14 protein-coding genes and 3 tRNA genes are annotated in these 13,365 nt (G+C 51.9%); 2 read left to right on the forward strand and 15 right to left on the reverse strand.

Going from position 1 to position 13,365, the window contains the following annotated elements; translation table 11 throughout:
• Window positions 1–740: iron-containing alcohol dehydrogenase (locus JTA15_RS09415; RefSeq protein ID WP_219373149.1), on the forward strand; the 740-nt coding region annotated here is incomplete at its 5' end.
• Window positions 741–1,009: 269 nt separating this feature from the next.
• Here JTA15_RS09415 and JTA15_RS09420 read toward each other — a convergent pair.
• From JTA15_RS09420 to uvrY, 6 genes are all read right to left on the reverse strand, one after another.
• Window positions 1,010–1,096, reverse strand: a tRNA-Leu gene (locus tag JTA15_RS09420).
• Window positions 1,097–1,107: 11 nt separating this feature from the next.
• Window positions 1,108–1,181 (reverse strand) — tRNA-Cys (locus tag JTA15_RS09425).
• Window positions 1,182–1,227: 46 nt separating this feature from the next.
• Window positions 1,228–1,303: transfer RNA gene (locus tag JTA15_RS09430), tRNA-Gly, on the reverse strand.
• A gap of 152 nt (window positions 1,304–1,455) precedes the next feature.
• Entirely contained in the window at window positions 1,456–2,004 is a 549-nt protein-coding gene (pgsA, locus tag JTA15_RS09435; RefSeq protein ID WP_014170706.1) for a CDP-diacylglycerol--glycerol-3-phosphate 3-phosphatidyltransferase, read from the reverse strand.
• Between the two features lie 56 nt (window positions 2,005–2,060).
• On the reverse strand, window positions 2,061–3,893 hold the full coding sequence (gene uvrC / locus JTA15_RS09440; protein ID WP_219373150.1) for an excinuclease ABC subunit UvrC: 1,833 nt from the start codon (window positions 3,891–3,893) through the stop codon (window positions 2,061–2,063).
• Window positions 3,890–4,546, reverse strand: a complete 657-nt coding sequence (gene uvrY / locus JTA15_RS09445; RefSeq protein ID WP_219373151.1) for a UvrY/SirA/GacA family response regulator transcription factor — start codon at window positions 4,544–4,546, stop codon at window positions 3,890–3,892. Before uvrY ends, uvrC begins: the two co-directional genes overlap by 4 nt.
• A 466-nt stretch (window positions 4,547–5,012) precedes the next feature.
• Between uvrY and JTA15_RS09450 the strand changes: the two genes are divergently transcribed.
• Window positions 5,013–5,237, forward strand: a complete 225-nt coding sequence (locus tag JTA15_RS09450; RefSeq protein ID WP_003859644.1) for a DUF2594 family protein — start codon at window positions 5,013–5,015, stop codon at window positions 5,235–5,237.
• Between the two features lie 66 nt (window positions 5,238–5,303).
• Here JTA15_RS09450 and sdiA read toward each other — a convergent pair whose 3' ends face one another.
• From sdiA to JTA15_RS09495, 9 genes are all read right to left on the reverse strand, one after another.
• Window positions 5,304–6,026, reverse strand: a complete 723-nt coding sequence (gene sdiA, locus JTA15_RS09455) for a transcriptional regulator SdiA (RefSeq protein ID WP_219373152.1) — start codon at window positions 6,024–6,026, stop codon at window positions 5,304–5,306.
• A 221-nt stretch (window positions 6,027–6,247) separates the two neighbouring features.
• A complete protein-coding gene (gene tcyN, locus JTA15_RS09460; protein ID WP_014170709.1) occupies window positions 6,248–7,000 on the reverse strand; it encodes an L-cystine ABC transporter ATP-binding protein TcyN in 753 nt (250 codons plus the stop codon).
• Window positions 6,997–7,665 (reverse strand): cystine ABC transporter permease, encoded by a 669-nt coding sequence (tcyL, locus tag JTA15_RS09465; RefSeq protein WP_014170710.1) that lies wholly within the window; start codon window positions 7,663–7,665, stop codon window positions 6,997–6,999. Before tcyL ends, tcyN begins: the two co-directional genes overlap by 4 nt.
• 20 nt (window positions 7,666–7,685) lie before the next feature.
• Entirely contained in the window at window positions 7,686–8,672 is a 987-nt protein-coding gene (dcyD, locus tag JTA15_RS09470) for a D-cysteine desulfhydrase (RefSeq protein WP_219373153.1), read from the reverse strand.
• Window positions 8,673–8,779: 107 nt separating this feature from the next.
• Window positions 8,780–9,580 (reverse strand): cystine ABC transporter substrate-binding protein, encoded by an 801-nt coding sequence (gene tcyJ, locus JTA15_RS09475; protein WP_020883350.1) that lies wholly within the window; start codon window positions 9,578–9,580, stop codon window positions 8,780–8,782.
• A gap of 86 nt (window positions 9,581–9,666) precedes the next feature.
• Window positions 9,667–10,218: a flagella biosynthesis regulatory protein FliZ gene (fliZ, locus tag JTA15_RS09480; protein ID WP_014170713.1), complete on the reverse strand. Its 552-nt coding sequence runs from the start codon at window positions 10,216–10,218 to the stop codon at window positions 9,667–9,669.
• 54 nt (window positions 10,219–10,272) lie between these two features.
• A complete protein-coding gene (locus JTA15_RS09485) occupies window positions 10,273–10,992 on the reverse strand; it encodes an RNA polymerase sigma factor FliA (RefSeq protein WP_014170714.1) in 720 nt (239 codons plus the stop codon).
• A gap of 98 nt (window positions 10,993–11,090) precedes the next feature.
• Window positions 11,091–12,218: an FkbM family methyltransferase gene (locus tag JTA15_RS09490; protein WP_032678458.1), complete on the reverse strand. Its 1,128-nt coding sequence runs from the start codon at window positions 12,216–12,218 to the stop codon at window positions 11,091–11,093.
• Window positions 12,219–12,240: 22 nt separating this feature from the next.
• Window positions 12,241–13,356 carry a Gfo/Idh/MocA family protein gene (locus JTA15_RS09495; RefSeq protein WP_050595746.1) on the reverse strand — a complete coding sequence of 372 codons (1,116 nt, stop codon included), beginning with the start codon at window positions 13,354–13,356 and terminating at the stop codon, window positions 12,241–12,243.
• Window positions 13,357–13,365 lie beyond the last annotated feature (9 nt).

Consider the following 13,365-nt stretch of genomic DNA (forward strand, 5'->3'; position numbering starts at 1 on the left):
TTCCCACTACAGCCGGAACAGCGGCTGAAGTGACCATTAACTACGTGATCACTGATGAAGAGAAGCGGCGTAAATTTGTTTGCGTCGATCCGCACGACATTCCGCAGGTCGCTTTTATCGATGCAGATATGATGGACGGTATGCCGCCAGTGCTGAAAGCAGCAACCGGCGTTGATGCGCTGACTCATGCGATTGAAGGGTATATTACCCGGGGTGCATGGGCCTTAACCGATGCGCTACACATCAAGGCGATTGAGATTATTGCCGGCGCACTGCGCGATTCAGTCAAGGGCGATCGAGATGCCGTCGAGGCGATGGCGCTGGGCCAGTATGTTGCCGGCATGGGCTTTTCCAACGTTGGCCTGGGGCTGGTTCACGGTATGGCGCACCCGCTGGGTGCTTTTTATGACACACCGCACGGCGTGGCGAATGCCATTTTGCTGCCTCATATCATGCGTTACAACGCTGACTTTACCGGCGATAAATTCCGCGATATTGCACGGGCGATGGGCGTGAAGGTTGAAGGGCTGAGCCTTGCAGACGCGCGCAATGCTGCCGTGGATGCCGTCTTCAGGCTTAATCACGATGTGGGCATCCCGCTCCATCTGCGTGAGGCTGGAGTACAAAAAGAAGATATCCCGATGCTGGCCCAGGCGGCATATGATGATGTCTGTACTGCCGGCAACCCACGGGAAGCGAGCCTGGCAGATATTAGCGAGCTGTACCATACCGCCTGGTAATGCGACTGCATTACCCGGTTTAGAGGACCCTTCTGGGCCGGGTGATGCAGAGAGATAGTGCCATCAGTATTTAAAACCGTGATTTCGCATCTGACGACCGACGCCAACAGATCCTATCGGTAATGGCCATTGTTGGGCATGATTGCCCTCTTATTGTGGCGAAGTTGAAGGGTGAAACTAGGGTATACGACGAAAAACAGGCACAAAAAAACCACCTTTCGGTGGTTTCACGACACTGCTTATTGCTTTGATTATTCTGCTTTTTCCCATGGTAGCCGGAGTGGGACTTGAACCCACACAGCGCGAACGCCGAGGGATTTTAAATCCCTTGTGTCTACCGATTCCACCATCCGGCCAGGGAAGAAAGTGGAGGCGCGTTCCGGAGTCGAACCGGACTAGACGGATTTGCAATCCGCTACATAACCGCTTTGCTAACGCGCCGTAAAACTTTTTTACGCGACACCCGCTATTGCGCATGTCTTTAATCTGGAGCGGGAAACGAGACTCGAACTCGCGACCCCGACCTTGGCAAGGTCGTGCTCTACCAACTGAGCTATTCCCGCATGTCATCAAGTTAACTTCTAACCACTTGATTTCATTATCGTCCGGCTAGCTGTGCCGCCGTTCGATGCGTTGCATTCTACTGATATGACGGTATGAGTCAACGTTATTTTTTGCATCCCCGGATCGTTTGCTGAAAATTACGTCGAAACGATCACTGATCAAGCAAATCGCCGCGGGCAGCGTTTAAATATTGCAGCATAGACCACAGCGTCAGTACCGCAGCAACCCACAGCAGCCCAATCCCCGCCCACTCAACCCAGGCGTTTGGACGCCAGAGCATCCAGACCAGCGAGGCCATTTGCGCGGTAGTTTTCACTTTACCAATCCACGATACCGCGACGCTGCTGCGCTTACCCAGCTCCGCCATCCACTCACGCAGCGCAGAGATGATGATCTCACGGCCAATCATGGTTGCTGCAGGCAGCGTTACCCACCACGTGTGGTAGTGCTCAGCCACCAGCACCATCGCGATAGCGACCATGACCTTATCGGCGACCGGGTCGAGGAAGGCACCGAAGCGGGTGCTTTGGTTCCAGCGGCGTGCCAGATAACCATCAAACCAGTCCGTAACCGCAGCCACCAGGAAAATCAGTGCACAGGCAAAAGGGGCCCAGACGACTGGCAGGTAAAACGCCAGTACAAAGAACGGGATAAGCACAACGCGAAAAAGAGTGAGCAACGTAGGGATATTAAATTGCATAATGACGGTAACTGTTTGTTGTCAGTAAAATTTAGCTCTATGTTGCTACAGAGCCCTCAATGTTTCAACGAGTAGTAGATCTTTTCTGCCAGCGCTTGCGAAATACCCGGCACTTTTGCAATTTCCTCCATGCTGGCATTGAGTAATCCTTGCAATCCGCCCATATATTTAAGCAACATCTGTCTGCGTTTTGGCCCTACGCCTTCGATGGTCTCAAGCGTACTGGTGTTTTTTACCTTCGCCCGTTTTTTCCGGTGCCCGCTGATGGCGTGATCGTGTGACTCATCGCGGATATGCTGGATAACATGCAGTGCCGGAGAATCCGGCGGCAGGCTGAAGCCCTCCCATTCCGGCTCAAAGAAGAGCGTCTCCAGACCGGCTTTACGATCGGCCCCTTTTGCCACGCCCAGCAGCAACGGATGGTTTTTATCCCAGCTCACATCAAGTGAGTCAAAGACCGCTTTCGCCTGCCCGAGCTGCCCTTTCCCGCCGTCAATCAGTATCACATCCGGGATTTTGCTCTCTTCGATGGCTTTACCGTAGCGACGGCGCAGCACCTGGTTCATGGCGGCATAGTCATCACCCGGCGTGATCCCGGTGATGTTATAGCGACGATATTCCGCGCGCAGCGGGCCGTTAGCATCAAACACCACGCAGGAGGCCACGGTCTGCTCACCCATCGTGTGGCTGATGTCGAAGCACTCCATCCGTTTAACCTCCGGCAGCTTCAGGAGCGTAGCCAGTGCCGTTAAACGCTGGTGGACCGTCGATTGCTGGGACAGTTTTGTAGTAAGCGCCGTCGCCGCATTGGTCCGGGCAAGCTTCAGGTAACGCGCGCGGTCACCGCGCGGTTTGGTCTGCACGTTAACCCGACGACCAGCCAGTTCCGACAGCGAATCCGCCAAAAGCGTTTTATCGTCGAGATTGAAATCAAGCAGGATCTCCGATGGCAGCGTGCGCATCTGACTCCCCTGCAGATAGAACTGGCCGACGAAGGTTTCAACCACCTCACCCAGTTCCGTCCCTCCCGGCACTTTCGGGAAATAGCTGCGGCTCCCGAGCACTTTACCCTGACGAATAAACAGCACATGCACGCAGGCCATGCCGGCGTCAAAGGCAACGCCGATCACGTCGAGATCGTCACCGGTGTTCGAGACAAACTGTTTCTCAGTGACTCTGCGCACCGCCTGGATTTGGTCGCGGATCCGCGCGGCCTCTTCGAACTCCAGCGCTGCACTGGCTTTCTCCATCCGGGCGATCAGCTGCGTTAATACCTGATCGTCTTTCCCGGCTAAAAACAGGCGCACATACTCGACCTGCTGCGCATACTCGTCTTCACTCACCAGCCCGGCAACGCATGGCCCCAGACAGCGGCCAATCTGGTACTGCAGACACGGGCGCGAGCGATTGCGATAGACACTGTTTTCACACTGGCGAACAGGGAAGATTTTTTGCAGCAGCGCCAGCGTCTCACGGACGGCATAGCCGTTGGGAAACGGGCCGAAATATTCACCCTTGGCATGTTTTGCACCGCGGTGCATAGCAAGCCGGGGGTGCGTATCGCCACTCAGGAAGATGAACGGATAGGATTTATCATCGCGTAACAGCACGTTGTAGCGCGGCTGATAGAGCTTAATATAGTTATGCTCAAGCAGCAGCGCCTCCGTCTCGGTATGCGTGACGGTAACATCAATATTCTGTATGAGTGCGACCAGTGCTTCGGTCTTGCGGGAGGCAAGGTTACTGCGAAAATAGCTGGAGAGGCGCTTTTTGAGATCTTTCGCTTTCCCCACGTAGATAACCGTACCGCCAGCGTCATACATACGATAGACGCCAGGCTGGCTGGTTACGGTTTTCAGAAATGCTTTTGAATCGAACACATCACTCACTGAATTAACAACGTCTCCGCATTACATAAACCATGCCGGATGGCCAGATGAGTCAGTTCAACATCACCATGAATGTTCAGTTTGCTGAACATGCGATAACGATAGCTGTTAACCGTTTTCGGGCTAAGATTCAGCTGTTCCGAGATCTCATTTACCTTCTGACCTTTGGTGATCATCAGCATAATCTGCAATTCACGCTCGGACAAACTGGCAAACGGCGATTCCGTTTTCTCGGGTTCGATCTGACTCAGGGCCATCTGCTGAGCAATGTCGGAAGCAATGTAACGCTGTCCGGCAAACACGGAACGGATAGCATTGACAACCTCCTGCGGCGCGGCACCTTTACTCAGGTAACCGGCAGCGCCCGCCTGCATCACTTTCGCGGGCAGCGGGTTTTCAGTATGCACGGTCAGCATGATGACTTTTGTATCAACAAAGGTACGCGCGATTTTGCGGGTTGCTTCAAGACCACCGATACCGGGCATGTTCATATCCATCAACACCACATCGGCTGAATTAGTGCGGCACCATTTTACGGCATCTTCGCCGCAACAAGCCTCACCAGCAACTTTAATACCTTTTATATCTTCAAGAATGCGTCGTATCCCTGCGCGCACCAGTTCGTGGTCATCAACAAGAAGGACGTTGATCAAAGGAAATGTCTCCAGAATAGGGATAACGCTACTGAGTGATAATTTGGTTTATATTAACGGTTTTCCTCACAAGATTAAAACGTTAAAAAATCGGCTATTCGATTTCGCTCTCGTTTTTGGAAATTAGGCTGTACAGAACGTGGAAAGAGAGCCCGCGCCACCAGGGCTTGTGCAGCTTTTTTTAAGCATCTGTATTCAAAAAGTTACAAAAAACCTGTCGCCTGAGTCCGTAAAAAAACAGTTCTTAAATTTTTGTAACAATAATTAACGGCAAGCGAACCGGGTATAAACAATTCGTCGCTATTAACGCCGTACAGTTTAGCGGCACGCGTTGTTTACGCAAATAAACATCCAGTGTAAAAGTACGAAAAACAACCGCTGCATTTTTTGCTGCGCCTTGTGGTATACTCCGCCGCCTTGACTTTCATCGTCGCGCACGAGCGCCGTTTTATAATGAGGAAAATAAATGAGCACACCTGAATTTGCCACTGCGGAGAATAACCAGGAACTGGCACAGGAAGTAAACTGCCTGAAATCGCTGCTAACGCTGATGCTACAGGCGATGGGCCAGGCTGACGCCGGTCGTGTGATCATTAAAATGGAAAAACAAATCGCGCAGATGGAAGACCAGGCTGAATCCGCGGTATTTGCCAACACCGTTAAGCAAATTAAACAAGCCTACCGCCAGTAATAAAAAACGGCTGGATGCGGTGCATTCAGCCGTTGCCTCGTCTGACACGCAGAACGTACTCTCTACTCAAATAAGCCCGGTCGCCGCCGCGTAACACGCAATCTGCGTCTTGTTAGGCGCATTGAATTTCTTCTGCATATTCTTCTGATGAAAGTTAACCGTATTCTCTGAGATGGAGAGAATGATCGCAATTTCCGCCGACGTCTTCCCTTCCGCGGTCCATTTAAGAATTTCCCGTTCACGTTTGCTGAATTTCATCTCAGGCGGCATCACCATCTCATCTTCAAATCGAATCAACGATGTTAAGGCCACTTGCACCAGCAGTTGTAACCGCAGCTCTATTTCCTCGTGGTCTAGCGGGCTCTCCAGCATGCTAGTACGAGAAACCGACAGAAAACCGAGAGCATGATTCGGCAGCATCAGACACTGCGTTATTCCTGTACGTAAGCCGTGCTCCCGTGCGCTATGCCATAATTCCTCAGCATCCGCGAATAATTCGTCAGTCCAGGGTAAATGCCCCTGGATGAAATTCTCCGGTTTTAACACCGGGTCAATGGCGAAATAATTATTCGACTGATATTGCGCCTGCCACTGTGGCGGATAAGTGGTATGCACAGAAATCTTAGGCCGCGTAAAAGGCACGGGATGGCGTACGCAGAGTGCGTAATAATCGAATTCTAGCGCCTGAGTTTGTCGCTGAAGTTCCTGATATACCTCGTCGGCACAGGTCAATTTCTGAAACCGGAGGGAGCATTCCCGTCGCCAGGTGAAAAAGTCTGAATCCTTCATACTTACTAAATGAAGCCTCTGAAATGATATTCATTATTATGGTGAATATAACCTAACACATAAAACTTATTTCTAACTACAAAATATCGGCAACAGCACAATTAACTTTACGTTTGATAAGGTTTATTGGGCCTGAGCGGAATAAAAAAACACGGTGTCGGGCGCAGGGGGAGAATAATTTGCCCCAGATGAATTTTCTGGAGCAAATTAGTGCAAAAATTCTACTGCATAAGGAATTTTTCAAGGAACTGACGGGTTCGCGGCTGCTGTGGGTTGGCAAATAAGTGTTTTGCCGGCCCCTGCTCCACGATCCTTCCCTGATCCATGAAAATGGCGCGGTCCGCCACGTCACGAGCGAAACTCATCTCGTGGGTAACGATAACCATTGTGCGTTTCTCCTGTGCCAGCTGGCGTATGGTGTTCAGCACCTCGCCCACCAGCTCAGGGTCGAGCGCAGAGGTCGGTTCATCAAAGAGGATCACATCCGGGCGCATCGCCAGCGCGCGGGCAATCGCCACACGCTGCTGCTGACCGCCTGACAGGCGGCGCGGGTAGCTGGTTTCTTTACCGGCCAGCCCGACTTTTGCGAGCAACTCGCGCGCGCGAACCGTCGCGTCCTCTTTGGCTTCCCCTTTTACAATGACCGGGCCTTCAATGATGTTCTCCAGCACCGTCCGGTGTGGGAAGAGATTGAAGTTCTGGAAAACAAAGCCCACATGCTGGCGCAACTGGCGAATCAGACCTTTTTGCTGGCTGATGGATTTGCCGGTATCAATCGTAATATTCCCCACCCGAATCGTGCCTTCTTCAGGCTGTTCAAGCAGGTTGATGCTGCGCAGCAGCGTTGTTTTCCCGGAACCACTCGGGCCGATAATGGCGACCACTTCGCCCTGCTCTACCTCCAGATCAATCCCGTGGAGCACCGTTTGACCGTGGAATTTTTTCACCAGGTTTTTAACGTCGATAGCACTCATTTTGGATCACGCTCCTGGCGGTTAAGCTGGTTTTCGAAATAGTTTTGCAAGGCGGATAACACTGTCGCCATTACCCAGTAAATCAGCGAGGCCGCCAGATACATGGTGAACACTTCCAGGGTGCGCGAGGTAATAAGCTGCGCCTGACGGAACAGTTCCGGGACCTGAATGGTGGCCGCCAGCGACGTGTCTTTCACCAGGCTGATAAAGCTGTTGCTGAGCGGCGGAAGCGCCACACGCGCCGCCTGAGGCAGAATGGCTCTGCGCAGCGTTTGCCAGGGCGTCATACCGATACTGGCCGCCGCTTCCCACTGCCCTTTATCAATGGACGAGATTGCCGCACGCAGCGTTTCAGAGGTGTATGCCGCCGTATTGAGCGACAAACCAATCATCGCCGCCGGGATCGGATCCAGCTCAATACCAAACTGCGGTAAACCGTAGTAGATCATAAAGAGCTGCGCGATAAGCGGCGTGCCGCGAAACACAGAGATATAAAAACGCGCCACCCAGCGTACTGGTAAGACGGGTGACATACGCATTAAGGCCAGCACAAACCCGAGTACCAGTCCGAAGAACATCCCGCCAATACTGAGCTGTAACGTAAATACCGCACCTTTAAGCAGGTACGGCAGGGAATCAATAACCAGTTGAATACTTTCTTGCATTATTATTTTTCGACCTGATTTTAGACATGAGGATGGTAGGCAAACAGCGCAGGTGCCCCGCCGGTGTGAACAAACAAAATCGGCCCTTCATCCTTAAAGCGCTTCTGTTCAATGCCATCGATAAGACCGGCCATCGCTTTGCCCGTATACACGGGATCAAGCAGTATACCCTCGAGGCGCGCCAGCAATTTCACCGCGTCCATCCCCTCTTCATTAGGCGTGCCGTAGCCTGGTGCAAAATAATCGTCCCAGAGCTGGATATCAGCCGTTGCTTTCAACGCCAGTTGCTCTGCCACCGCCTGCTGTAAGGTGACCACTTTCGGCTTCTGGTCCGCGACGCTACGCGATACCGTCACGCCAATAAGCTCGACATCGGATAATAATTGCTCCAGACCTACGGCCAGCCCTGCGTGGGTACCTGCACTGCCGGAAGCAACAACGACAGAAGAGAGGCTGACCGCTCCCTCGCATTGCTGGGCAATCTCCAGCGCACTTTCCACATACCCCAGCGCGCCCAGCGCATTCGAGCCGCCGACAGGAATAACGTAGGGACGAAAACCCTGCGCTTCCAGACGCGTCGCCAGTTCATCAAGTTGTGCGGTCGGGTCGGTTAATGCCTCGACCATTTCGACTTGTACGTTAAACAGATCCAGCAGCAGACGGTTGCCGTTAGTCAGATAGTTTTCTGCTTGCGTTCCAATTGGGTTTTCCAGCAATGCCACACAGTGGAGACCCAGCTTTGCAGCCACCGCGGCGGTCTGGCGGACATGGTTAGACTGAATGGCACCTGCGGTAATGAGCGTATCCGCGCCTTCACGCAGGGCGTCAGCGGCCAGAAACTCCAGCTTACGCAGCTTATTGCCCCCCATCGCCATCGGCGTTACGTCATCGCGCTTAATAAAAATATCGCGTCCTAAATAGTCAGAAAATCGCGGCAGATACTCCAGCGGAGTCGGCGCGCCGATAAACTCCAGGCGGGGAAAGCGCGTTAAATTCTGTAGTGACATGGGTTCTCCGGTAACACAGACTCAAGGTGATATTTTTCATTATGCACGCAGACGCGTAAGAAATAAAAAAGGCGCTTTTAAAAGCGCCTTTTTTTAACGTCAAAGACTTATTTCGTGACGTCTGCCCCGAACCACTTCTCAGAAAGGGCTTTCAGGCTGCCGTCTTTTTGCATGTCAGCAATCGCGGAGTCAATCGCTTTAACCAGGTCGTCGTTGCCTTTACGAACGGCTACACCGGATTCCTGACGAGAGAACGCATCACCGGCTACCGCCAGGGTATTGTTGGTTTTCTTCACCAGATCCAGCGCGGCCAGACGGTCAACCAGAATCGCATCAATACGACCTACGCGGAGATCCTGGTATTTTGTCGGGTCATCATCGTAAGTGCGGATATCCACACCCTGAACGTTCTGGCGCAGCCACTCTTCATAGTTGGTCCCCAGACCGACACCGACTTTTTTGCCTTTCAGGTCAGCGGCCGTTTTGATGGTGCCTTCGTTACCTTTCTTCACCAGCGCCTGGATACCGGACACGGTGTACGGCGTGGAGAAGTCATACTTCTTCTTACGCTCGTCAGAAATGGTCACCTGGTTAATCACCACATCAATACGTTTGGAATCCAGCGACGCCAGCATACCGTCCCATTTGGTCGGTTTGATGGAGGCTTTCACGCCAAGGTGTTTCGCCAGTTCCTGTGCAAATTCCACTTCAAAACCGGTGAGTTTACCGTCATCGCCCTGGAAGCTGAACGGAGGATAGGTTCCTTCCAGCCCGACCAGCAGCGTACCGCGCTCTTTCACTTTATTCAGCAGATTTTCTGCGGCGAACGTTTTCACGCTCATACCCGCGACCAGCGCGACTGCCATTACACCCATCAGCGCCTGACGACCCAGAAGTGCTAATTTCATAAATACCCCGATATAGTGGAATTTTTGAGTAGTGTAGAGAAATCACCTGCAAGGTCAAAGGCGACTGCGCTACATCTTATTCTTTTTTAATATATATCAGAAGTTGTTCCAGCGTGGGCTTTCTGCTTTATGACACCCGGCATTTGTACCTTATATTGTGCATACTTGCGCAGCGCAATGCGGTAGTTGTTGGTGCTGGTCGCAGGCAGCCACGGCTCAAGATTCTCATCCAGATAGCCGGTCTTCAGCAGATCGCGGGAGATGTTGTTCACGGTGAGATGTTGTCCGAGACGGCGCAGGCGGACGACATATTCGCGTACGGTTCCGTGGCTCATCTCCGTTTGTTCAAACAGGAATTGTTTGAAGCCGATAATGTCGAAGAAGTCGCTTTGCTCTTTGCAGTGGAGATCACCGCAGAAACGGCAAAGCGCCACCCACTCTTTTTGTTCTTCGAGCCATGCTGCTTCATCCATCAACGTGTCGAGGCGTGAAATCGCGATCTTATTAACGATTTCGCCTCGACGAACCAGCGTGATACGATCGAGTAACTTGTTACAGTGGGCGCAATGCGTCTGGCTGTGTTTAAAGTCTTTCAGGTAGCGGCTTAAAGGCCGTCTTTTAGATTGCTGCACCGTCATGATAACTCCTGGTTGTCAATACGTTGTGCGGCATTTTTCAGGTGAATCAATCACCTATAACTTACCCAGCTTTGTGCGTAAACGTTTAATGGCCTGGCTGTGCAACTGGCTCACCCGAGACTCCCCCACTTCCAGAACAGCGCCAATCTCTTTGAGATTAAGCTCTTCCTGATAATAGAGGGTCAACACCAGCTGTTCGCGCTCAGGTAAAGCCTCAATCGCTTCCATTACGCGCTGGCGTAAATTACCTTCCATTAAATGGTGTAACGGGTTTTCTTGCTGATGTTCATCCGTCACCAGCTCGATGCTATCGCCATGCTCTTCTCGCCACTCGTCATAAGAGAAGAGTTGGCTATTATTGGTATCGAGCAACATCTGACGATACTCTTCAACAGCAATGCCAAGACGTTCCGCCACTTCTGTTTCCGTTGCGTTACGTCCCAGTTCCTGTTCCAGCTGCCCCATCGCATGCGCCACTTCGCGCGCGTTGCGGCGAACACTGCGCGGCACCCAGTCGCGGCTGCGCAGCTCATCCAGCATCGCACCACGAATACGCTGAACTGCGTAAGTCGTAAATGCCGTTCCTTGCAGAGCGTCGTATCGGTCAACTGCATTCAATAACCCGATACCGCCCGCCTGTAGCAGATCGTCAAGTTCCACGCTCGCCGGCAAACGCACCTGGAGGCGCAATGCTTCGTGACGCACCAGTGGGACATAACGCTGCCACAGCGAGTGTTTATCCATTACACCTTCAGCGGTATAGAGTGAATTCACGATAAACAGCCCTGCGTTAGTTGAGTTATCGGCATGATTATCCGATTCTGCAGGGCGTTCAATTGGATGAATAGTGGGTAAAATGGGGGGTTATTTGCCTATTTCTTTATATACCGTGACTTAGGCACAGCATATAAAACCAGTTCGAAGGCCAGTTCAGGGTGATGTCCGCGCAGATAAAACACATAATCAGCACTGAGAGAGGCAATATATTGAGGAATTGTCAGGAGATCTTCCGGCTTATGGTAAAGACTTATTGCCAGTAAAGGTTTCCAGTCCTGAATCGTGCTTGCAGCGCCCTGCAAGGCTTTTAGTTCAGCGCCTTCGACATCCATTTTAATAAAGGTGGCTTTGCGCCCCTGCAGGATATTATCGATGCTATCCAGTTCAATGGTCACCGTGTTGGTGCTTTGTTCCATCAGGCGTGAAGAAAGTGCATTTCCCGACTGAAAAGAGAGAACGGTGTTTTCATCCCATACGCCCTTTTGCACTGGCTGACAAAATGGCCACTGGCGCGTATTTTCACAAAGTTGAGCATAATTACTGGCATCAGGCTCAAAGCCGATAACGCTTTCTGGCTGCGCGACCTGCTGACGGGCCACTTCTTGCATAAACGCCCCAATGCTATCGCCATTGTAGGCCCCGCAATCAATAAACACTTCGTTATCCTGCAGGCGGACAATATCTGACGGGAAATAATGTACCGGTTCGTATACCGCCTGGTAATAGCCACGGGTAGCAGTTAAACGCTGTTTAAGAAAGGCGACCAGCGTTTCCCGCGAACGATCGTCTTCCAGGCTCGCGTACAGATGTTCAAGAAGGTCCTTATGTTCATCACAAAATGACGGGGTATACCAGAGAGTTGTGCTGACGCCGATAAAAGCAGGATCAAATACAAGCACATTGGCGCCCCCCTGCCGAAGTTCTGCCTGCATCGCGTCACTAACATACTGCAACGCCACGATACAGTTGAATTCACCGGGTTGTTCAAGGAGATCTTCGATTGCCACAACCGGGAGACCGTGGAAGCTCATCCCTTCTGTAATATATTTTCTGTTAAGTGCGACTTTATGGAGCGGCATGTTTTCCCGGAACATAAATTCTGCCGTCATCTGCCCCAGACAGCCTGCCCCATAAAGCACAATCGGGAGCCCATTGGCTTGCATTGAGTTGATGCTCTCAAAAAAGGCGTTATCGTAACCCTGTAACTGTTCCAGTAATGTCATATAGTCCTCAGCACAACCGTTATTAACGTAATAATTCGACTTTGGCAGACGTCAGTGCGCTCTGCTGCGCTTTTTCGAGAAATTCCAGCCCGCGGACGGCCGTATCGCAACTGAGGCTGTATCCCGTAGGTTCACCACGTAAACTGGCGGCAATATCGGCGTAATAGTTTGCAAATGCCTCAATGAATCCGGCAGGGTGCCCTGCTTTGAAGCGGCAATAGCGGGGCTGATTGGCCACCGTATTGTCTCCGGCTGTTCGGTCGATCAAGCGAATATTCCCGTGTACATCAGCAAGATGGAGATACTCAGGCTCCATTTGCAACCATTCTGCGCTGCCTTCAGAACCATAAATTCGTATCCGCAAACCATTTCGGTAACCCAGCGCCGCTTTGCCGTACCAGTAATTACACACCATATCGTCGTCGTAACGGGAAACCAGATTCACCGTATCGACAACATTCGGGACGCGCGCAAACGTGCTGTTAATCGCATAGACATCCTCGGCACGTTTATCCGTCAGAAACTCCACCAGTTGATGCACATGGACCCCAAGGTCGAGGGAAACGGTCGGGATGTCACCATCAACGCGACGCCATTCCTGAGGCTGAGCCACACTGCCATCTTCCCGGCTGCGAATAAATCCTTCCTGAGGCATTTCCACCATGACATGCTGAATGCTCCCCAGTTCACCGCGACGTAACCGTTCACGCAATTCGCGTACCATCGGATAGCCGGTATAGTTATAGGTGACGTAGAGTTGTCCATTGATGTCTGCCACGCGCTGGGCGATATCGCGCGCATCCGTCACACTGGCGACCATGGCTTTTTCACTGATAACCGGAAGACCGTATTCAAGACAGGCCAGAATAATTTCACGATGGGCCGGGGTCGGCGTCAGGATGACAACGGCATCCATTTGTGCGTGCTGCTCTTCCAGCAGGGTCGCCGCATTCGTATAAATGGCTTCATCCTTTAGTCCCCATGCCAGCCCCGTCTGTTTGCTAAGCGTTTTATCGCGGCTAAAACATCCCGTCACCAACTCGAAATGGCCGTCCATTTGACTGGCAATTTTGTGCGTCAGACCAATTGCTGAATTGATCCCTCCGCCAATAAACCCAAGAGATAGAGGCCTGTTCATAGTCCGGTC

The sequence above is a fragment of the Enterobacter sp. BIDMC 29 genome (assembly GCF_019378755.1).
Classification (GTDB): domain Bacteria; phylum Pseudomonadota; class Gammaproteobacteria; order Enterobacterales; family Enterobacteriaceae; genus Enterobacter; species Enterobacter ludwigii.

Bases quoted from the DNA above. Each gene is read 5' to 3' on its own strand.
- fliZ (WP_014170713.1), bottom strand. From the start codon at position 10,218: ATGACGGTGCAGCAATCTAAAAGACGGCCTTTAAGCCGCTACCTGAAA.
- tcyJ (WP_020883350.1), bottom strand. From the start codon at position 9,580: ATGAAATTAGCACTTCTGGGTCGTCAGGCGCTGATGGGTGTAATGGCA.
- tcyL (WP_014170710.1), bottom strand. From the start codon at position 7,665: ATGCAAGAAAGTATTCAACTGGTTATTGATTCCCTGCCGTACCTGCTT.
- sdiA (WP_219373152.1), bottom strand. From the start codon at position 6,026: ATGAAGGATTCAGACTTTTTCACCTGGCGACGGGAATGCTCCCTCCGG.
- pgsA (WP_014170706.1), bottom strand. From the start codon at position 2,004: ATGCAATTTAATATCCCTACGTTGCTCACTCTTTTTCGCGTTGTGCTT.
- dcyD (WP_219373153.1), bottom strand. From the start codon at position 8,672: ATGTCACTACAGAATTTAACGCGCTTTCCCCGCCTGGAGTTTATCGGC.
- tcyN (WP_014170709.1), bottom strand. From the start codon at position 7,000: ATGAGTGCTATCGACGTTAAAAACCTGGTGAAAAAATTCCACGGTCAA.
- JTA15_RS09450 (WP_003859644.1), top strand. From the start codon at position 5,013: ATGAGCACACCTGAATTTGCCACTGCGGAGAATAACCAGGAACTGGCA.
- JTA15_RS09495 (WP_050595746.1), bottom strand. From the start codon at position 13,356: ATGAACAGGCCTCTATCTCTTGGGTTTATTGGCGGAGGGATCAATTCA.
- JTA15_RS09490 (WP_032678458.1), bottom strand. From the start codon at position 12,218: ATGACATTACTGGAACAGTTACAGGGTTACGATAACGCCTTTTTTGAG.